The organism is Microcoleus sp. LEGE 07076 (assembly GCF_015207455.1).
Classification (GTDB): domain Bacteria; phylum Cyanobacteriota; class Cyanobacteriia; order Cyanobacteriales; family Microcoleaceae; genus Microcoleus.
In genome coordinates, this window is sequence record NZ_JADEWV010000038.1 from 19457 (window position 1) to 41003 (window position 21547).

The 21547-nt window shown below is 44.0% G+C and carries 14 protein-coding genes; 9 read left to right on the plus strand and 5 right to left on the minus strand.

Annotated elements, in window-relative coordinates; translation table 11 throughout:
• The first annotated feature begins 297 nt into the window (after nt 1–297).
• The 3 genes from IQ270_RS09055 (at nt 298) to IQ270_RS09065 (ending at nt 3276) form a co-directional block, all read left to right on the plus strand.
• Nucleotides 298–627 (plus strand): DUF2605 domain-containing protein, encoded by a 330-nt coding sequence (locus IQ270_RS09055; RefSeq protein ID WP_193972886.1) that lies wholly within the window; start codon nt 298–300, stop codon nt 625–627.
• 161 nt (nt 628–788) lie between these two features.
• Nucleotides 789–1100: a DUF2973 domain-containing protein gene (locus IQ270_RS09060; RefSeq protein WP_193972887.1), complete on the plus strand. Its 312-nt coding sequence runs from the start codon at nt 789–791 to the stop codon at nt 1098–1100.
• 181 nt (nt 1101–1281) lie between these two features.
• Nucleotides 1282–3276 carry a DICT sensory domain-containing protein gene (locus IQ270_RS09065; protein WP_193972888.1) on the plus strand — a complete coding sequence of 665 codons (1995 nt, stop codon included), beginning with the start codon at nt 1282–1284 and terminating at the stop codon, nt 3274–3276.
• A gap of 473 nt (nt 3277–3749) precedes the next feature.
• On the opposite strand, the gene IQ270_RS09070 is transcribed toward IQ270_RS09065, so the two are convergent.
• Complete coding sequence (locus IQ270_RS09070) at nt 3750–9632, minus strand: AAA family ATPase (RefSeq protein ID WP_193972889.1); 5883 nt, start codon at nt 9630–9632, stop codon at nt 3750–3752.
• 1315 nt (nt 9633–10947) lie between these two features.
• Between IQ270_RS09070 and IQ270_RS09075 the strand changes: the two genes are divergently transcribed.
• From IQ270_RS09075 to IQ270_RS09100, 6 genes are all read left to right on the plus strand, one after another.
• A complete protein-coding gene (locus IQ270_RS09075) occupies nt 10948–11448 on the plus strand; it encodes a peptidoglycan-binding protein (RefSeq protein ID WP_193972890.1) in 501 nt (166 codons plus the stop codon).
• Nucleotides 11449–11763: 315 nt separating this feature from the next.
• On the plus strand, nt 11764–12189 hold the full coding sequence (locus IQ270_RS09080) for a photosystem I reaction center subunit II PsaD (RefSeq protein WP_193972902.1): 426 nt from the start codon (nt 11764–11766) through the stop codon (nt 12187–12189).
• Nucleotides 12190–12362: 173 nt separating this feature from the next.
• Complete coding sequence (locus IQ270_RS09085; protein WP_193972891.1) at nt 12363–13223, plus strand: GNAT family N-acetyltransferase; 861 nt, start codon at nt 12363–12365, stop codon at nt 13221–13223.
• A 23-nt stretch (nt 13224–13246) separates the two neighbouring features.
• Entirely contained in the window at nt 13247–14812 is a 1566-nt protein-coding gene (locus tag IQ270_RS09090; protein WP_193972892.1) for an anthranilate synthase component I family protein, read from the plus strand.
• 338 nt (nt 14813–15150) lie between these two features.
• A complete protein-coding gene (locus tag IQ270_RS09095) occupies nt 15151–16035 on the plus strand; it encodes a PhzF family phenazine biosynthesis protein (RefSeq protein WP_193972893.1) in 885 nt (294 codons plus the stop codon).
• Between the two features lie 171 nt (nt 16036–16206).
• Nucleotides 16207–16683, plus strand: coding sequence for a hypothetical protein (locus tag IQ270_RS09100; protein WP_193972894.1), 477 nt, complete (start codon nt 16207–16209; stop codon nt 16681–16683).
• Between the two features lie 17 nt (nt 16684–16700).
• Here IQ270_RS09100 and IQ270_RS09105 read toward each other — a convergent pair whose 3' ends face one another.
• The 4 genes from IQ270_RS09105 to IQ270_RS09120 all read right to left on the minus strand — a co-directional run.
• On the minus strand, nt 16701–17543 hold the full coding sequence (locus IQ270_RS09105) for an alpha/beta fold hydrolase (RefSeq protein WP_193972895.1): 843 nt from the start codon (nt 17541–17543) through the stop codon (nt 16701–16703).
• Between the two features lie 517 nt (nt 17544–18060).
• Nucleotides 18061–19377 (minus strand): homoserine dehydrogenase, encoded by a 1317-nt coding sequence (locus tag IQ270_RS09110; RefSeq protein WP_193972896.1) that lies wholly within the window; start codon nt 19375–19377, stop codon nt 18061–18063.
• A gap of 106 nt (nt 19378–19483) precedes the next feature.
• On the minus strand, nt 19484–20236 hold the full coding sequence (locus tag IQ270_RS09115; RefSeq protein ID WP_193972897.1) for a hypothetical protein: 753 nt from the start codon (nt 20234–20236) through the stop codon (nt 19484–19486).
• Between the two features lie 49 nt (nt 20237–20285).
• Nucleotides 20286–21547 (minus strand): hypothetical protein (locus IQ270_RS09120; RefSeq protein ID WP_228056196.1); only part of this gene is annotated, 1262 nt, incomplete at its 5' end.

A 21547-nucleotide genomic window follows, 5' to 3' on the forward strand; every position in this document is an offset into this window, starting at 1 on the left:
GCTGATGGTGACAAGTTGACTCCGGGAGGCATTGCGAGGCTCAGAAACCGGGTTTTTTACCGAATCTGCGGGCTGTAACGAGATATTGCGTGAAAAAACCCGGTTTCTAACTACCCAATCGCCAACTAATTTGACATAATTTGCGGATTTTGACTCAAAAATAACTGCTGACACTGTTAAATTTCTTGACACTAACTTGCTAATTTTTGTTAAATCCTGGAATTTTTGTGCAAAAATATGTTACAGATTGTAAAGCACGTTTAAGGTTAGAATAAATAAATAACCCAATTTTAACTCATGCTTGATTCTAATATGCCAGAGTCAGAATTGCTCAAATCCCTACTGGAACCGCTGTTAGAGGATTTCAATTACTGGTTTGACCGATCGACCAAACTCTTAGAAACTGAGGAAATTCATTTTCTGAGCGACGAAGATCAATCCGACTTGCTGGCGCGAGTCAAACAGGCTCAGCAAGAAGTAGGCGCGGCTAAAGCTCTATTTCTTGCCACCGGAGGTCAAGTTGCAATTGAAACCGCAGCACTGATGCCGTGGCACAGACTGCTCGCCGAATGCTGGCAAGTATCGGCGCGATTTCGCTCGTGGCAGTCAACTCCTCCTAAACAATAAGGAAGCGAGTTCAAGTTAAACTTAGAGCTAAATCCGAAACATCAGGAAATGTCGCGGGCCGCTTGACAAGTTCAAACAGATTTCCAGTTAATAAGTTATTACTACTTGCTGAAACACATTTGTAAACTGCTGTGTGGCTGTTTAGCCCGGAGGAAAATATCATGTTACATCTGCTTTATATTTTAGCTTTCACCGTTCTGGCTTTTCTGGCAGTCGGTAACTTAATCCGCAGTCTAGTTACGGTAGGTATGGAGTCGCAGCGCCCTCAACAATTCAGGGCAAATAATCGCTACGCATCCTATTCTCGCTCTCAAGCTGTACCTCATCCAGAACTTTTAGACGAATACGGAAACGTTGTCAACGAGCCGCTGTTAGTGATGCGTTCGCTGACTGTGCAAGACGCCCGCGAACAATTAGATGCTCTCTACAAATCATCTCCGGGCGGCAGCGACGAAGGGGGCGAACTGGCCTGATTTAATCACATTCGCAGCATTTATACTGGCGGGCGATCGCCCTGAAAAAATAATTGGCGGTTAGTTTGTCGTTAACGGCCAATTAGTAGCGACTTTTGAGAGATACTGGAAAGGGATCGATCTCAACTTATGGTGGATCGCTCCGGTTTTGTCATCGGCAAAAATGCACGCTTAAGGCTAGATGATCGTCCCTATTTCGCTACTAACAGAACTTCTGCAAGCTTTGCCCCACCTGCGGGCACAAATTTATTTCAAATCTTCCATGACAGCGCTGTCTCACGCGATGGAAGATTTGGTTTTGGCGGACTCCAACGACGAACCGCTAGTGATTGCTAGCTTTCAGCGAGAGCGATTCTACCGCCAGGAAGCTCACCGCTACCGGCTAATTGCCGATCGATCTTCTCAGGTATACGTGCTCGCAGCACCGGAAACTGAGTTTGAAAATTCCTCGGAATGTCACGAAAATGTGGCGTTTGCGCCGGAAGATGGGTTAAGCCAAGAGTGGCATTTAGTGGTGCTGGGGCAACACTACTCAACTTGTCTGATTTGTCAAGAAAAAATTGTGCCTCTGGAAAACGAGGACGATCTCGAGCTAGTGTTGATGGATCAAGCTCGCAGATTTGAGGGAATTTGGACGTTCGATCGCGAGGTCAGCAGCAAAGCGGCGGAATTGTTGCTCGATAAAATTGTCAAATATCGCCCGGAATTGGCCGAAAAGATCGATCGAGCGCGCACAACTTACAAGCTCGTCAAAACACCGAAAAAAACGAGGAAATCCGCCGCTGAAAAAGGCGCAAAACCCGACAAAAGTGCGCCAAAAAACTCAAAAATTCCCAATCCCAAATTGAGCGACGCTTTTGCCGAACGCTTGGTAACCTACTTGCAAGCAGGCCAGCACAAACTTCTGAAAGCATACAGCGCGATCGCCGCCCAAGAACGCAAAGAACGCCTGGTAAACTTAATTACAACGGCAATGCGGCAGTCTCTCAACCCGCAAGAAATCGTCGAAGTCGCAGTACAAGAACTGGGAACAGCTTTGTCAGCCAGCCGCTGTTTGATTTATCGCTGCAAAGCCACAGATGTGTCGGCAAAAATCGATCGCGAATTTTTGCGTCCGGGTACTAGTTCTCTACTAAATCAGACTTGGCCTTTACAAGAAAATCCCATATGGAGCGACGCGGTAGCGCGGCAAGAACGAGTTTACATCCAAGACACATCACAAAACTCGCTGATTGTCAATACAAAATTATTGGATAGAATTGTCACAAATTGGCAAATTGTCTCTTGGTTAATGGTGCCGGTGCTTTATCAGGGGCGGGTGTTGGGCATGGTGGAAATGCAGCAGTGCCGCTCAACTTCGCCTTGGGAAGAAGACGAAATTGCTCTCGTAGAGGCGATCGCCACCCAACTCGGAGCAGCCTTAATTCAAGCCGAAACCTACGCTCACTTAGAAGAACTCAACCAACAATTAGAAGCATTAGACCGCACTCGCAGCAATCTAATTGCCATCACAGGACACGAACTCCGCACACCACTTTCAACCATTCAAGTCTGTCTAGAAAGTTTGAACTCGGAGCCAGATATGCCCCAAGAATTGCGACAAATTATGTTAGAAACAGCCCTAGGCGATGCCGATCGAATGCGGAAACTGGTGCAGGATTTCTTAACACTTTCTCACTTAGAAAGCGGGCGAGTTAAATGGAATGTAGAATCGCTGACACTGCAAGAATGCGTTGACTTTGCCCTCAGCAGCGTGCGGTCCCGCAGCGGACTCGATCGGCAGTTACCGGAAATTATCACCGAAGTGTCTGCAGAATTGCCATTAGTCCAAGCAGACGGCGAATGGTTGGTGGAGGTACTGTCCAAACTGCTAGACAACGCTTGCAAATTCACCGCACCGCCCGGAAGCGTCACAGTGCGAGCGTTCTTCAACGGTTCTGCGATGGTGGAAGTGCTCGTAGCGGATACGGGGCGGGGAATCGAGGCCAATAGTTTGAAAGTAGTGTTCGATCGATTTTATCAAGAAGAAGGAGCATTGCGGCGCAGCGCCGGCGGTACCGGTTTGGGATTAGCAATTTGCAAGCAAATTGTTGCCGGCTGGGGCGGTAAAATTTGGGTAGATTCCCCAGGAAAAGACCGAGGAAGCGAATTTCATTTTACTATTCCAATTGTTTAGAAGACCGGGCGGTTGAAACAGTACGTCCGATCTTGCAATGGGTGATTGTTCTTGTGGGATGGGCGTCTCGCCCACCCCACAGGAAAAATGGAAATTATTTAGGGCTTGGTGAAAAAGTCTTTTCGTTAAGGGTAGGAGTCAGGAGTCAGAAGTCGGAATTATAGAAGGTAAGAATAGTCAGTAATCAAAGTTGAAAGTGATTGACTTTTGATGGTTTAAAAGCTTATTCCTTGCACCTCCTACACTTGTGATCCCTCTCGATCCATTGAGTTATCTAGGTTTTTGGTTAAATCACCAAACCCTATTTAATCCACGATACTAATCACCAATAACTAATCACCAATAACTAAGGATCGCCAATTAAATAATTTACACATAATTGTGGGATGGGCTCTATAGCCCATCCCACAAGAACAATAAAAATGGTAAGTTATTTAATTCTCATTTCTAATGACCAATGATTCATGACTCCCCTAAATCGGCAGACTAATCGCAAACTCAGTGCCACATTCTAGCGATGACAAACATTCCAAAGTTCCCCCATGTTTTTCAGTCACTATCTGATAGCAAATAGACAGTCCCAATCCCGTACCTTTGCCTTCTGCTTTCGTTGTAAAAAATGCCCTAAACAATTTTTCTCTGACTGATTCCGCCATTCCCAGCCCGTTGTCAGCAATCCGAATCACAATCCTGTCGGCGATTTCCGGTTGTTTCTGGCAAAGATCCAGCGTAGAAATTGTAATAGTATTCGGATTTTTTTCAATTTCTGCGTAAGTTTTGCCCGCATTGGATTCTTCCAAAGCATCGATCGCATTAGCAATCAAATTCATAAATACTTGATTAATTTGCCCAGGATGGCATTTTATTTTTGGTAAATTACCGTAATTTTTAATAATTTTAATCGCCGGTCTGTTATGCTTTGCCTTGAGCCGGTGAGACAAAATCATTAAAGTAGTTTCCAGACCTTCGTGGATGTCAACTGCTTTTTTTTCCACACTGTCGGTGCGCGAATAGTTGCGGAGAGACTGCATAATGTCGCGGATGCGATCTATTCCCATCTTCATTGACTTCGCAGTTTTGGGCAAATCAGCTAATAGATACTCTAACTCGATGGCTGCAATTTCCTCTTCAATTTCAGCTCCCGGTTCGGGAAAAGTTTTTTGATAAAGATTCACCAAATTAATTAAATCAGCAATATATTCTTCAACGTGGTGCAAGTTCCCTGAAATAAAGCCAATAGGATTGTTCACTTCGTGAGCAACTCCAGCAACCAGTTGTCCGAGTTGCGAGATTTTTTCAGTTTGAACTAATTGTGCTTGAGTTTGTTGCAGTTCGATCAGTATCGCTTCTAAATTTTCCGCCTTCTCTCTCAGTCGAGCTTCTGAGGTTTTTAAAGCTTGTTCCGCTTGCTTGCGCTGGCTGATATCGCGACCAATTGACAAAGCATGGGGTTTCCCTTTGTATTCAAAAAACTTTGCTCTGATTTCGAGAGCGAATTCTGTACCGTCTTTTCGCCGCACCACAGTTTGACAATAAAATTCCTGGCGCGAAATGATGGTTTCGATAAACTCATCGAACAGATGTACGTAATTTGGGTGCTGGAGAGCGAGATAACTTAAGCTCAAAAACTCCTCCCCAGAATAACCGTACATTTCGCAGACTACCGGGTTGACTGCCACAAATTTTCCTGTTTCCAAATCTACTAAGGTAAGTCCGTCTGCTACGCTCTCAAAAATAGTGCGGTACTCTTCTTCTTTTTGGGCGAGTTCGATTTGGGATTTTTGTAGATTTTCTAGGGATTCAGCTAACTGGTGGGATTTCTCTTGTTCCCCCGCGTAGGAACGCGCATTTGCAATGGCAATTGCTGCTTGTGCGGTTAACATTTCCAAAAGGTTCAAGCCTTCGTAAGTGAAGGCTCCTGGCAGCAAGTTGTTTTCTAAATAAACTATACCGATCGACTTGCCTTGATAAATAATTGGCGCGCACAAAACCGACTTCGGTTGATAATTTTGAATGTAGCTATCAAATTGGTAAAGTATTTCTTGACTTGCATCGATTAGTACCAGCGCTTCCTGAGTCCTCGCCACGTAATTGACGATAGCAAGAGGAACTTGGCTGTTATTGTTGACTGGGGGCAATTGTTCAAGTTTTGCATAATTATGATAGTCGCTATCCGACACTTCAACGAACAAGTACCCGTCTCGTTCTAAAAGAATACACCCGGTTTCGGCACCTGCATTTTCTAAAATAATATTCAGCAGTTTTTTTAACAGTTTTTCTAAGACAATTTCGCTAGAAATAGCCTGGGAGGCTCTGATTACTGTTCTCAAATCAAAAATATTGGCATCAGTCGCTGTACTCGCAGTTGTAGCTATCGTTATCTGATCGTTGCCGATCGCGTTAAACCAATTTGGATGAGATTGTTCTAATTGATGAACTTTAGCAGTTGCACCCCACTCGATATAGCAAAAGCGAGCGTCATTGAGATATATTTTGGCTAGATTGTAACGATTTTCTGCTAAATAAAATCGGGAAGCTAATTCATTTGCTAGGGCAGCATTTTGGACGAAGCCATATTTGAGGGCGGAGGCGATCGCCCAATCATAATGTTTTGCTGCTGTGTAGCTGTCTCCTGACAACCTCGCGATTTCTGCCTGAATTAATGAATATTTGTGCAGATAATTTGCTGGGGAATGTTCTGCCAAATCTCGAAACTTGTCGAGACTAATTTTGAGCTGTTTGCGGTAGAGTTTGGACTCGATATCGCTCGCATTTGTACAAGCAGCAGCTAAAGCGATCGCGTGATGGAAACAAAAAACCGGATTGACAAAATGACCGGCACCGCCTTTCAAAAATTCCGCGCCTGTCAGAGCATATTCTAATGCCCGATCGACCTCGCCAAACCAATTAGCCCGGGCGAGCTTGTAAAGATAAATTACAAAAGCCGTGGTGAGATCGGCAGAGGATCTGGCAAATTCTAAAAGCTGGTGTTCGTCGATGAAGGTTTCCGGCTGTGGGGCGGTTTCTGTTGGGGCAGTGAGTTGGGCGATCGCATTTTTGGTCAGCAAGTGATAAGCTAACATATTGCGATCGACCTTTGAGATCGCGGGAATAAATTTATCAGCAATTTCCGCAGCTTTCGCCAAAGATTCGTTGCCAAAAAAGCTGACCCACAGATAATTAATCGAAGCATATCCCGACCACTGATAAGCACCTGTTTCTAAACCGCTAGTGAAGGCTCTTAGCATAAAAGGCTTGCACTCATCAATATATTTCATGTAATGTAAAGTTAAAGCCCCCCACATATGGAAAATACAAGCACCTAACTCTTTATTGTCCCAGCGTTCGTAAAGATTGAGCGACAGTTTCCCGGCGGCGCAGCCAGCCTCTATTTCGCGATATTTATTCACCAAAGTAAAGGCGTACAAAGTGTAACCAAAGGCAGAAAATTGGGAATTGCCGTACAGAATGCTCGTTTGCACAAACTTCATCGCGCAGAGATATTGAGCGTTGGGACTGGTAAAATAGGCGATCGGGAAAAGTTCTTTCAAAAGCCTGTGGGCGACGAGTTGCAGCGAATCGGTAAGTTCAGGTAAACCTGCCAATCGGTCGATCGATCTGCCAATCATCCTCTTCGTCTCCGCTAATTCTCGGGCTAGAAAATCATCATCAGGGTACGGTTCAATTTCAATCCCCAAAGAATTTAAAGTTTCAATCCCTAACTGATAAGCCGCAGATAAATCATTCTTCATCCGCAGACAAGTTATTTTTAATTCTGCGATCGAACACTGTTCTAACAAAGTTTGAGTTTGCGGCCAAATCCAGTCAAAAATTGCTAAAGCTGCATCATTATTGCCATTTAAATATTCCGCTTCACCCAGTTCTAAATATAATTTCAAACTCAAAGCATAATTATCTTGCCAACTCGACACTGGCAAACAGTCGCACCCAGCTTTGAAAAAAGTAAGCGCATCTTCAAAACCCGAAGCAGCTTTAGCCGTTTTCCCTGCTTGGAAATTTAATTCTGCTAATTCATAAACTTCTTCAATTTTAACAATCAACTCGCGAGCAAAGTTCAAATGATTGACAATATCAAAAATTCGTTCTTGACGTTCAGATTCATTGCTAGAAAGCAACAACAAACGTCCCAAATTCCAGTGCACGGATTGTTTTTGCGAGTCAGGAATCATCACATAAGCGGCTTGTTGAACCCGATCGTGCAAGAATTTGTAGCGCACTTTGTCAGCTATTTTTGGCAATTTTTTTAATTCCTGCTGCTCAAATACTTGCGGTACTCGATAGGCATCGCCTACAGGCAAAATCAAGCCTACTTCCAGCGCTTCCCACAAATTTTGTGCTGTCTTACTCAAAGATTGTTCGCTCGCTACTGACAATATATCCAGACTGAATTGGTTATCAATACAAGCAGCAAACTGTAAAATTTGCTGAGTTTCTACTGACAAATATTGAATTTTTCTGACCATTAAATCTACCACATTTTCGGAAATATCCTGCTGCTTAATTTTTGGAATGTCCCACTCCCACTCGGCAGAATCTAGGTTAAATGTCAGATATTTTTGCTCATGCAAAAATCTCAATAATTGCTTTACAAAAAACGGATTGCCGTGAGTTTTTTCTCGCAGCAATTCAGCCAAAGATGTCGCTTTTAGAACAGAACTATTCAATGTCTCATAAACTAATCGAGTTATATCATCAATTGCTAAGGGCTTAAGCTCAATACTTGTCAGGCTAATTCCAGTTTTCCGAATTGTCTCGTTCGCCAGCATAAACGGATGCGTCGGACTTACTTCATTATCTCGATAAGCAAGAATTAGCAGCAAGTAAGGGTTTTTTTCGACGCAATTTTTTTTGTACAAATTGACTGTTCCAGCATCCATCCACTGACAGTCATCAAGAAACATTACTAAGGGATGTTCAACAGTGGCAATTGCTTGAACTAACTGCTGCATGACTCGGTTGAAGCGGTTTTGAGATTCAATAGCGCCGAGTTCGGGTACGTCTGGTTGCTCGCCCAAAATCAACTTTAGTTCCGGGACGGCATCGATCGCAATTTTGGCATTTTTCTGCAAAGCGTTGAGTAATATTTTTTGCCATTCTGCTAGCTGAGTTGGGCTTTCCATCAAAATTTGCTGCACTAAGTTACCCATAGCTTGAGTGAAAGAAGCGTAGGGAACATTGCGCTTAAATTGGTCGAATTTACCCGAAATGAAATAGCCGCGCTGCTGTGTTATATTGGGGATGATTTCATGCACGAATACAGATTTACCGATGCCGGAATAGCCGCTGACTAGGACAATTTGACCGCTGCCTTTGCTGACTTTATCGAACACTTGCAATAGTTGTGTTATTTGCGTTTCTCGTCCGTAGAGTTTCTGAGGGATTGACAACTGACTGAGGGTATCCAGTTGTCCGGGAAGAAAGTTGGAAATTGTCCCTGAATTTTCGATTTCATTTTGGCAGCGTTCTAAATCTGCTAACAATCCTGTGGCTGTTTGATACCTGTCTTCGGCATTTTTTGCCATGAGTTTTGCCACTATTTGGATTAAAACAGGGGGAATTTGTGGGTTGAATTGCTGCAGGGGAAGGGGTTGTTTGGCAATGTGACAGTGTACTATTTCTAAGGGATCGCTGCTGGTAAACGGTAATTGTCCTGTCAGCAGTTCGTAAAAGGTGACGCCGAGAGAGTAGAAATCGCTGCGGTAGTCTACGGCGCGGTTCATGCGCCCAGTTTGTTCGGGCGACATATATGCTAGGGTTCCTTCTAGGCGATCGGGATTTTTTAAGTCTGTTTGTTCTTTTTTTAACCGCGAAGCGATGCTAAAATCAGCAATTTTTATTTGCTTTGTTTGGGGATTTATGATAATGTTGTCAGGTTTAATATCTTTATGAATGACTTGATTTTGATGCAAAGATATCAAAGCTTTGGTCAAAGGCACGGCTGTGCTTAAAAATTTGCGAATAGATAATTGGTAATTGGTGGCCGTCGCTGGTGGATTATTTGCTTTGTTGTCAGCAGATTTTAATCGGTAGTCTAGGGTGTTTATCCATTTTTTTAGGGAGACCCCTCCAATATCTTCTAATACTAATACTAAGCGCTCTTGAAAAGTATCAAGTCGATAAGCTTTGATAATATACTGAGAATCGAGATGTTGTGCGATCAGATATTGGTGTTTGAAACGGGCAATCTGTTCGATTGTAGGACAGTCAATATTTAAGATTTTGAGAATGACGGGCTGTTTTTCAGAGGTGGATTTTGCTCGGTAAATAACTGTGTTAGTTCCTTGGTGAATCAGTTCTTGTAAGTCGTAACCAGAAATTCCTGAAGTTGTCAGCATAGTCGCTCCTTCCTAGTTTACAATCAAGTCCCTATTCTCTAATTATACATCTCGATCGAAGATGAATGGCGATCGCCCAGCAGACAACAAGCTGGTTTGAGCGATGTAGCGATCGATCGCACAATTTAAAAACTACTTACGTATTTACAGTTTTTGTTATAAGTCGATCGACTGAGCAATTGACACCCTTGATTTTTGGTTTCTGCGGTGTAAATTTTACAGGCTTAAAATCAAAAATTACAACATCGCGCCGATCGCCGTGAATTAAGCTCATTAAAAATTAATCAGAAAAAGTTACCGAGTAGATACAGAATATTCCCTGTAGATGCAGTACGCGTGAAACCGGGTTTTTTGAACACCCATCAGTTGAGGGGCGATAACTGTAAAGAAACCAGGCTAGGAGACAGCGTGTACTTCATCTACAGGGAATACGCTGTAAATACCGGGTAATTGCGAGTTTGGGAAAGCAATCGCAGAAATACTTTGTTTTTGTACGAGTCGATCGCGCGTAGTTTACTTGCATAAAAAAATCTGATTGTCGGGTACGAACTGGACACTTTACTTACGTGTAAACTCTCGCTGTTGGATGCACCCTGGGGAAATTACTTACCTAAAAACTCTTTTTCACGACTTACGCACCAGGCATGAGAATTAAATAACTTACCATTTTTATTGTTCTTGTGGGATGTGTAAATTATTTAATTCACGATCCTACTAAGTAGTCAAGAGCGGGTGCGTCAGACCCCAATCCTCGATAATCGTTCAATAACCCAGTCTGACGCACCCTACAAGTCGATCGCGCTTTTAATCAAATTTTGGGACGATGCTCAGAACAAGGTCCCACAAGAAAAAAAGATTTTTGTGGGATGGCTTCTAGTCGATCCTAACTATTTTTGCATGAAGTCTAATGTATCCGCACCCCAAAAGCTACTTAACGCAGAAAAGTTTTCAGCGCAGAACCCACCTCGCCTGCGCCCATCTTCTCACCCTCAACCCTCACCCTATCAGATCGACCTTACAGGTGATGCGGTCGGGCGGTGTTCGGCTTTAGGATTGAAAGTATCGAAGCAGATTCAGGACGCGCTTGCTATGTCAAACCCAGTGTTTAGGCAAAATTTAGGGTTTGGCGCTAGGGATAGCTTGCGAGAATTAAGTCAGAAGGTGCATAGGTCTTGAGATGGTAAAAGTCGATCGAATCTGTTGAGACACAGCAGGCGCCAGTGTTGATTCGCGAAAAGTTGAGAATGCAAATGTTTCGCCCGGAAAAACTTATTTGCAAATAGAATACTCCAACCTAGAGGTTACGAAATTGATTATGTCACTTACAACTCAGATGAATTATAGCGAAGGTATCGCCAACAATCCGCAACTGCAATTAGGTTCTCAAGGTCAAGCGGTATTGGAACTCGAACAACTGCTAACCAAGTTGCGGGTTTATCGGCAGCCTGAAGCAGGAATTTTTAACAAAGCAGTTGAATTTGCTGTGAAGCTGTTTCAGTTTCGGGTTTTTTTGTCGCCGGACGGCATTGTCGGGCCGCTGACTTGGCAGGGGCTTTATACCAACTCTCCAGTTAATATGCCGGTACTCAGATTCGGCAGTTCTGGGGAAGCAGTCACTACTGTTCAGCAAGTTCTTACGGTTTCCCAGCACTACAACGGCAAAATTGACGGCAAATTTTATAGTTTGACGGAGACTGCTGTTGGGGCATTTCAAAAAAGCTTTGGGATTCCGGCTGAGGGGATTGTCAACAGACAAACTTGGACTGCTTTGAGTAAAATTCCGCGCGGCTACGATCCTAATTGGTTCTTGACTTAGGACTTATAGCCGAAGCAAGAAGGAAGAAGTCGATTTTGTGGAACAGGCCGGAGAGCCTGTTCTTAACTTAGGGGGGTAAGGTGCGCCACAACCACCCAACGAAAAGCTGTTTTTTATGCTGCTTTTTTATTGATTCCTGCTTGTTTATTCTGTTTTCTGGCGTTGGGTGAAAGTTACCAATTATCAATTATTAAATACTAATTAGCAATTATCAGAAAAGATCGATCGCCAACAAACTGTTAATTTTCCTTACAATTTCGAGAACAGCGTGCAGTCTGGATGATAGGATGCCCTAAAAATCCTTTGGATATATCTATGGCAGAAGAACTGACTGGACAACCCCCAATCTTCGGCGGCAGCACCGGCGGCTTGCTGACCAAGGCGCTAGTTGAAGAGAAGTATGCTATCACTTGGACTAGCCCCAAGGAGCAGGTGTTTGAAATGCCGACGGGTGGCGCTGCAATTATGCGTCAAGGCGACAACTTGCTGTATCTGCCCCGGAAGGAGCAGTGCATCGCTTTGGGCGGCCAGCAACTGCGGGCGAAATTCAAAATCTCGAACTACAAAATTTACCGCGTGTTTCCCGACGGTTCTAATGAGTACCTGCATCCCAAGGATGGCGTGTTCCCCGAGAAGGTGAACGAAGGTCGTCCTTACAACGGTAAGATTGACCGCAATATTGGCAGCAATCCCGATCCGATCAAGGTGAAGTTTACCGGTAAAAAGACCTACGAAGTTTAGGTTTTTAGCGAATTGCTGAGCTGTTTTCGGGTAGTATTTCCTGAAAAGCTCAGCCTGCATTTTTTAGTTTGTAGTAGCGCTTGGACGGCAGAAGCTTTTTCTCGATCGCCCAATCGCCACTGCAAACTTCAAATACAATTAAAATTTAATAAAAATTAATAATTAGATTAACCATGAATCTGGTAATCAGGCGAGCAACTCATCGGGATATCGATGTTTGCGCTCGCATTAATTATGAAGCTTTTAAAGGTATTTCCGATCGCCATCAGTTCCCGACAGATTTTCCCACACTGGATTTTGCCACAGAAATTACCGATATTTTGATCGACAGCCCGTCATTTTTTGGCATCGTAGCCGAGAGTGACGGTGCGGTTGTCGGCTGCGGTTTTATGGACGAACGCAACCCGATTCGCGGGATTGGCCCTGTGAGTGTCGATCGCACTTTTCAAGGAAAAGGGACGGGACGGCAAATCATGAAAGCTTTGCTGGAACGGGGACAGGACGCTCTGGGCATCCGTTTGGTGCAAGAATCTTTTAATCTGGCTGCGCTGTCGCTTTACGCCTCTCTGGGTTTTGAGGTGAAGGAACCTTTCGTGTTAATGGAGGGGAAGTTTCACAGCCCGCCACAGTCAGGGTTTGAGGTGCGGCCGATGGCTAGAGAGGATGTGGGCGAATGTGTGGCTTTGTGCGAAAAACTGTGTGGGTGCGATCGAACTTCCGACATTGAATACGCCCTAAATAATTATTGTCCGTTAGTTGCGTACCAGCAAGGTCGGATTGTGGCTTATACTTGTGCGGTGTCCACTTTGGGTCACAGCGCCGCCAAAACCGAGGCAGATATGCAGGTTTTGCTGTTGGGGGCTGCTGCGTACAGTTCCGATGAAGTGCTAGCTTTTCACTTGCCGCTGAGGTATGGAAGTTTGTTTCGCTGGTGTTTGCAACAAGGGCTGCGCGCCGTCAAGCCGATGGCGGTGATGGCTGTTGGCGAGTACCAATCGCCCGAGGGATGCTGGTTTCCGTCTTTTGTTTATTGATTGTATAGCTAAGTTATATATATATGATGTTTCCCGATTTCTCACAATTCTCTTCACTGGCGAAACAAGGCAATTTTGTCCCCGTGTATCAAGAATGGGTTGCTGATTTGGATACGCCGGTGTCAGCGTGGTATCGGGTGTGTGCCGGTCAACCTTACAGTTTTTTGCTGGAGTCGGTGGAAGGTGGGGAGAAACTCGGGCGTTATAGTTTCTTAGGGTGCGATCCGCTGTGGATTTTGGAGGCTAGGGGCGATCGTACAACTCAAGTTTACCGCGACGGTTCCCAAAAAGTATTTACGGGCGATCCGTTTGCGGTTTTGACTGAGTGTTTGGAACCCTACAAACCGGTGAAATTGCCACAGTTGCCGTCAGGAATTGGCGGGTTATTCGGTTTTTGGGGTTATGAGTTAATTAAGTGGATAGAACCGCGAGTTCCTGTGTATCCGGCTGGAGACAAAGATTTGCCGGATGGGTTGTGGATGCAGGTTGACAATTTGCTGATTTTTGACCAGGTGAAACGGAAAATTTGGGCTGTGGCTTATGCGGATTTGCGGGAGGTTGGCGTTGATTTGGCTGATGCTTACGGCCAAGCGTGCGATCGTGTTTCTCAGTTAGTCAACAAGCTGCAATCGCCGCTTTCCCAGCAATCAACTCTGATAAAATGGACTCCTCCCGGCAACGGGCAAGATGCCCGTTCCACACAAGATGCCCCTCCCACAACAGACAATACAGAATTGGCTTACACCAGCAATATTACACCTGAAAAATATTGTGCCAATGTCTTAAAAGCTAAGGATTATATCAAAGCGGGAGATATTTTTCAGGTTGTGATTTCCCAGCGGCTGGAGGCTGAATACAGCGGCGATCCTTTTGCACTTTACCGTTCTTTGCGCTTGATCAATCCTTCGCCGTACATGGCTTATTTTAATTTCGGAGATTGGCAGATTATCGGTTCTAGTCCAGAGATTATGGTGAAGGCAGAAAATACTGCTGATGGCAAAAAGATCGCAACTTTGCGGCCGATTGCGGGTACGCGCCGCCGCGGCCAAACTCCTCAAGAAGATGATGCTTTGGCGGCTCAATTGCTGCAAGATCCGAAAGAAATTGCGGAACACGTGATGTTAGTTGATTTGGGCAGAAATGATTTAGGCAGAGTTTGCCGCAGCGGTACTGTCAAAGTTGATGAATTGATGGGAATTGAGCGTTATTCTCATGTGATGCACATTGTGAGCAATGTAATCGGAGAATTGGCTGAGGATAAAACGGCTTGGGATTTGTTGAAAGCTGGTTTTCCTGCGGGTACGGTTAGCGGTGCTCCGAAGATTCGGGCGATGGAAATTGTGCACGAGTTGGAAGGTTGCCGTCGTGGCCCGTATTCTGGGGTTTACGGGTATTATGATTTTGAGGGACAGTTGAATAGTGCGATCGCGATTCGGACTATGGTTGTTCGTTCTTTAGGTGGTGATAAACATTCGGTTTCTGTGCAAGCCGGTGCTGGTTTGGTGGCTGATTCTAACCCAGAAATGGAATATGAAGAAACTCTGAATAAAGCCAGGGGAATGTTGCAGGCAATTCGCTGTTTGAAGTAGCAAGTTATGAGGATTCGGTCCGATCCCCCCTAGCCCCCCCTTAAGAAGGGGGGGACTGGAGTCTTCTCAAAGTCGCCATTCTTAAGGGGGGACTGGAAGTTATCAAAGTCGCCATTCTTAAGGGGGGACTGGAAGTTATCAAAGTCCCCCTTCTTAAGGGGGATTTAGGGGGATCGGGCCTCGGCTACAAACGAGAGATCAAAATGGTTTTAGTCTTAAGCGGACACCAATAAATATAAAATCCTGACTACAAACCATTTTTGTAGTCATTGCGAGGGAAGCGAAGCGATCGCAATGACCAAAGTCCTGACTGCAAACTATGATTAAAGGAGAAAATTATGAATTTTTATATAGTTGACGTGTTTGCCGAGTCAAAATATGCTGGCAATCAGCTAGCTGTATTTTGTGGTGCGGGAGTTGCCGAACTCTCAGAGGCAGAAATGCTACTGATAGCGAAGGAAATCAATTATTCGGAAACCACGTTTATTCGATCGCCCGAGCCGCGAAATAACGGCTACGACGTGCGTATCTTCACGCCCAAGAAGGAATTGCCGTTTGCCGGTCATCCGACTTTGGGGACTGCGTTTGTGTTGCAGCAAGAGATAATTGGCGAAAAGGTCGATCGAGTAATTCTCAATTTAGCCGTGGGTCAAATTCCAGTTACTTTTAATTATCGCAACGAATTCGCAGATATTTTATGGATGCGACAAAACCCGCCAAGATTAGGTCAAGTTTTGCCAACCGAAACTCTCGCAGGCGTGCTGAATTTAGAAGTAGATGAAATAGATTCTAGATTCCCTATTCAAGAAGTTTCTACGGGAGTGCCGTTTATCATTGTACCGTTAAAAACCCTCGCAGCCGTCAAAAAAGCTCAAGTCAACTTAGATAAATATTTTGAACTAATTAATACCACCGAAGCCAAAGAAATTTTGATATTCTGCCCAGAAACTTACAGCGACATTAATGATTTGAACGTCCGAGTTTTCGCCCATTCCTTAGGAATTCCCGAAGATCCGGCGACGGGGAGTGCCAATGGCTGTTTGGCTGGATATTTGGTACAATATGCTGATTGCGGGGAAGCAAAAATTGATGTGAGAGTCGAACAAGGTTATGAAATTGGTAGACCTTCACTGCTGTTGTTGAAAGCTCAAAAAAATCATGAAGAAATAGAAGTTTTGGTGGGAGGTAAAGTAGTGATGGTGGCGAAAGGAGAATTTGTTTAAAATATTCAAATATAGCTTCCTATATAGGTTCGATCGTTCGGACTTTAGTCCGCAACAAAGAAGGACTAAAGTCCGAACGATCGAACCTATTCAGCTAATATGAGGTAGCTCATATTCATTGCAGTGCGTTACTGGCATAGTGAAAGCATCATCTTTCTGAGAGACTTTCCAATGTTGCCAACATTTTCGCGGACTTTAAATTTATCCCCTGATGCTTCCGAAGCCCTGCTTTCACTTCCATTAACCAGTTTGCTGGATTTACCGGAATTCAATCAACTCTTGGGAAGTCTTGATACTGCTTTGCTTAAAGAAAGTTTGCCTACTGCTAGAACTGTATTATCCCAAAAACTACCAGCTTTTTATGATTGGTTGCAAACAGAATTGGGAATTAAAAATGTCCCAGATAGTCCAGAACATACCACAAAATGGGTAGTGGGTTTTTTGAACAATGAAGAAAGTTTAACTCGTTTAGTTGAATTGCACAAATCAATTCCCAGACAGGCATTAGATCGATCGATTCCTCGCTTAGTTAGCGCCTTCGATGAGGTTCAACCCCCCGCAGTTAAGGAAGAATGGGAAAAAGCGATCGCAGCACTTTGTCTCGTACTCGCCGCCGCAGCGCGGGAAAATCAGCCATCTGCTAGCTGAAGCAATTCTGTGTGAGTTTAAACAAAGCGGCTTTTTCGGAAAATTTGGAGTTGCGCGCGATCGATCTCAACGACTATCGGCTTTTTCTTGTTGAGGACGATCGCATTATGCCGATTTAACAACAGCCACTGAGCCAATATTAGCAGCAGGACTCGTCTTTTGCGAAACTTGCGTTCAAAATGAGCCGTTCGGACGATCGCCTCTTCTACTTTATAACAACAGTTTTTCCCTTTCCCAGAAATCACAAAAATCTTTCCCGGAATGTAATCACCTTCATTTGCCCAGAAAGCATACCTTTCGCCTAAAGTAAAGTAGTGAAAAACATTCTTAGCGGTGGAAGTTTCAGCTAACTTTTCCGAAACGCCCAAAGAATTAAAAGTAACAGTGGAGCTAATATAATCCGGGTATTTTGCTGCAATTTGCTGAGCAACTTTGCCGCCCAAACTTTCTCCGATTACATCTGCTGGATTTCCGCTGGTAAATTGCTGCTTAATCCAATCAATAGCACCTGAAGTTTCCGCCGATTTTAACTGGCGTTCTACTTTGGCGATAAATACATCTGGCGTATCTTCCAAAACGCGATCGAAAGGATACCACGAACCGTATCCGCGAATCACCAGCACCGCCGGATTATTGCCAGAAACCCGAAGCCGACTTTCTGCATAAAAACCAGTACGAGAGTCTTCAAAGACTTTTTCTACCGTATAATTTCCATCAACAACTTGCCCCTCTCCGTGCCGAACATAAATTGAGGGATTGGTGGGTTTGAAAGTATCGTGCAGTTGGGGTTTGGCAAACTTTTCGTAGATGTAATCTAGCAAGTGCCTTCCTGTAGGGCGATCTACAAAATCCAATTTCATCGATCCATACTAAACTAAAAACAATCTAAAAAAGGTTCGATTGTTCGGACTTTAGTCCTTCTTCTTGCGGACTAAAGTCCGAACGATCGAACCTTGTGAAATCCTTACAAAACTCGCAGTTTGTAGGGTGCGTCAGTCTTCAGGTTGCTACCAAAAATTTGAGTTTTTTCCAACTGACGCACGCTACGGCTAGTTAATTGTAGTAGTTTGTAGGGTGCGTCAGTCTTCAGGTTGCTACCAAAAATTTATTTTTTTCCAACTGACGCACCCTACGGCTAGTTAATTGTAGTAGTTTGTAGGGTGCGTCAGTCTTCAGGTTGCTACCAAAAATTTATTTTTTTCCAACTGACGCACGCTACGGCTAGTTAATTGTAGTAGTTTGTAGGGTGCGTCAGTCTTCAGGTTGCTACCAAAAATTTATTTTTTTCCAACTGACGCACCCTACGGCTAGTTAATTGTGCTTTAATCCTCAGAAAAAGAAGGACTAAAGTCCGAACAATCGAACCTTGTGAAATCATTACAAAACTCGCAGCGTGCTAGCAATACTATCGACTGCTTCCATCGCCCGAATTTCATCAAGCGCTTGCTGAAAATCCCCTTCCCGAACATCGTGAGTCACCACCACAATTTCTGCTAAATTGCCGTGAATCCCCGTTTGCACAATTGATTCTAAGCTAACTTTGCGATCGCCAAAACAAGTCCCGAGTTTACCAATTACCCCCGGACTATCCCCCGTCAAAAAACGGGCGTAAAAGCGAGTCACAAGTTCCTGCATTGGAGCAATTTTGCAGTAATGTTGATGAGAGCAACTCAGCAAAGGATGGGGAATCGGAACAGTTTCGGTTTTCAGGATTGCCGCCACATTCAAAATATCCGATACCACCGCGCTAGCTGTGGGGCCCGCCCCCGCACCGCGCCCGTACAGCATCAATTGCCCGATCGGCTCTCCTTCGACTAAAATTGCATTGTAAACACCGTTGACACTCGCCAGCGGATGAGTCTTCGACACAAAAGTAGGATGCACCCGAATAGAAAGCAGTTCGCCTTCTTCATCCCCGTTTTGCTCTTTTCTTTGGCTTTTTTCTTCAGCAATAGCCAACAACTTAATCACAAATCCTAGCTTGTCGGCATAGTCAATATCAGCCGCACTAACTTGTCTGATACCTTCGCAGTGAATATCTGCTAATTTGATGCGTCCGCCAAAAGCTAGCGAGGCTAAAATAGCAATTTTATCAGCCGCATCCAATCCATCCACATCCGCCGTAGGGTCAGCTTCAGCATAACCTAATTGCTGAGCGTCCGCCAGCACTTCGGCAAAGTCTGCACCTTCACTCTGCATCCGCGTCAGGATGTAATTAGTTGTGCCGTTAACAATGCCCGTCACAGTTTTGATGCGGTTTGCACCTAAAGATTGTTTGAGGGTTTGAATGACCGGAATGCCACCGCCCACAGCAGCTTCTAACATCACGTAAACGCCTTTTTCGTTGGCCGCATCGAAGATTTCACTACCGTAGCGGGCGATAACTGCTTTGTTGGCGGTGACGACGTGTTTGCCGCTAGCAATAGCTTTCAGAATGAGCGATCGCGCCGGTTCCAATCCGCCAATCAGTTCTACTACAATATCAATTTCCGGGTCAGTGGCGATCGCCTCTAGGTCAGTTGTCAGCACATTTTCTGGCAATTGTAAAGACCGAGTTCGAGAAATATCGCGCACTCCCACCCGATAAATTTCCAATTCCTGCAACAGCGAATGGCGATCGTCTCGGGAGAGCAAAATCTCTGCAGTTCCCGCGCCAACCGTACCCAAACCTAGCAAACCAATTTTTATAGCCACGACTTTAACCTATACAAACTCAATTAATACACAACTATTGTAAAATATTTTGGACTAAAGTATCTTAATTACTAGATATCTGTTGGAAAAATGCCGACAGTTACTATCACTTAATCAGTGAAATTAACAAAACCGACACTGAGACTATCAAAATTGCCAGTTTTCCTTCCCCGATCAATTGCTGTTGCTGTTGACCCATTTTTTCTAACAACAGTTTCTGGTTTTCTTGCTCCAGTTTTCCTTGCCTGATAAATTGCTGTTGCTGTTGAGCCATTTTTTCTAACAACAGTTTCTGGTTTTCTTGCTGATGATATGTCTCAAGTTTAAACGCCACCTCGCGCCCTTCCTGAAGCTCGCGGCGCAGCTCTTTTAAACCCGCAGCTCCCCCTATTTCCTTGATTAAAGACTCAAATAATGTATAAAGCTTATTTAACTCTAGTTTTTCTTGCAAAAATTTATTGTATGTACTCTCATTCTGTTCAGTTAGCTCACGAATTTCTTCTAATTGCGTCAGAGCTTCACTTTTCGCACGGGATATCCCCACCTCTATAACTTTTGCGATTTCTGCTTTCGCTGTTTCCGCACGGGATATCTCTGGTTGAACTTCACTTGTCGCACGGGATATCTCTAGCTCAAATTCGCTTGTCGCACGGGATATCTCTAGCTCAAATTCACTTGTCGCACGGGATATCTCTACCTCAATAACTTTTGCTATTTCCGCTTTTGCCTTTTCCGCACTGGATACATCTAGCTCAACTTTTCTTACTTGCTCAAGCACCTTATTAGCTCCTGTGATACCCTCACTAATCTTTTTCGAGAGAAGATCGAGTTGACCGGCTATTTCAAAATCATTTTGCATTTTCAAAACTTACCTCTATTACAGTCACTTCACAATAAATTATTTCAGTCTATTTGTCTAACGCATCTGGAAAAGGGCGATCGAGCATAGCCTGACATAGTAACGATACCAAAGAGCCAGAACGATTGGCTATTTTGTCAGAAAAAGGAAAATGTTTTGGTATAGGTTTCCCTATTTTCTCACGGACTCGCGCTGCTTCATAGACTAAATTTTTGTGTTCTAAATCTTTGGCAATACTTTCTACTAAACGTTTATATTCCTTCTCATTACTATGTTGAAAACCAGACGCTTCCTCAACTGCTTGCCAAGAACAGTTCATTGCCCGTAACAGCAAACAGCGTAGAGAAATATTCTCACTCGTAACATTTTTTAACTCCTCTTTTAAAGAGTTAGTGCAATCAGTATTATTTTCTAATTCCTTTGGCAAATCATTGTAATACTTCTGCAATCTCTTGATTGCTTTTTGCTCCCATTCGTAAAGACTTTCACTTTCAACTTTAGCTAAATTTAAAACAAAATAAGTATCTAAGTATGGAGGCCCATTGTCACAGCCTTTCAGCAACTTTTCTTGAGTTTCTTGAGGGTTATCTTTGAGCAGGCTTACGTCAACACCACTCGCAAATTCAGTAATCCAATTAGCAGCTTGTTCCGCATCAATAGCATCAATAGTTTGGCAACATTCAAAGTACCTCCTACCAATTCTCTCTATTTCTTCTGTAGTTGCTACCACTAATAAGCGAGAGCGAGGGCGCGTTAGCAATGTGTACCATTGAAAACTCTCTTCTAATTGAGATGTCCCATTATTCTCAAATATCCGAAAAGCTACGCAAGCTTCAAACTCGCGTCCTTTAGCTTTTTCTGCATTTAAAATTTCTAGTCTCCGTTGGTTTCCATCTGGATTAGTCCAAAGGACTTTCACCTGGTTTGCTGACTGCTGAAGAAAATACCTTTCACCCTGTCCCTCTCCAGATGAGTTTACTGGCAAATCAAAAGAGTCTAAAAACTCTAAAGCTAACTCCGATGAAGGGTATTCTAGTAAGCGCACTTGCTCACCTTCTTCAACAGCATATTTAGGATCGCTTGGTTCGGGAAAATGCCGGCCATGATGCCTAGCATTATTGGCAAATTCTAAAAACTGATTGGCAAACTTTAAGATATGGCGTGAATTTCGATAATTGTACTTAAGTTCGCGCGACCTGAACTGGTCATCTAGAAAGGGAATCCTAATTCCCAGCAGCTTCGCACCTGCTACCTTCACGTAAAAGACTCGAAAGAGTCCGGTCACGTCTTTAGTAAGCAATGAAAGAGATG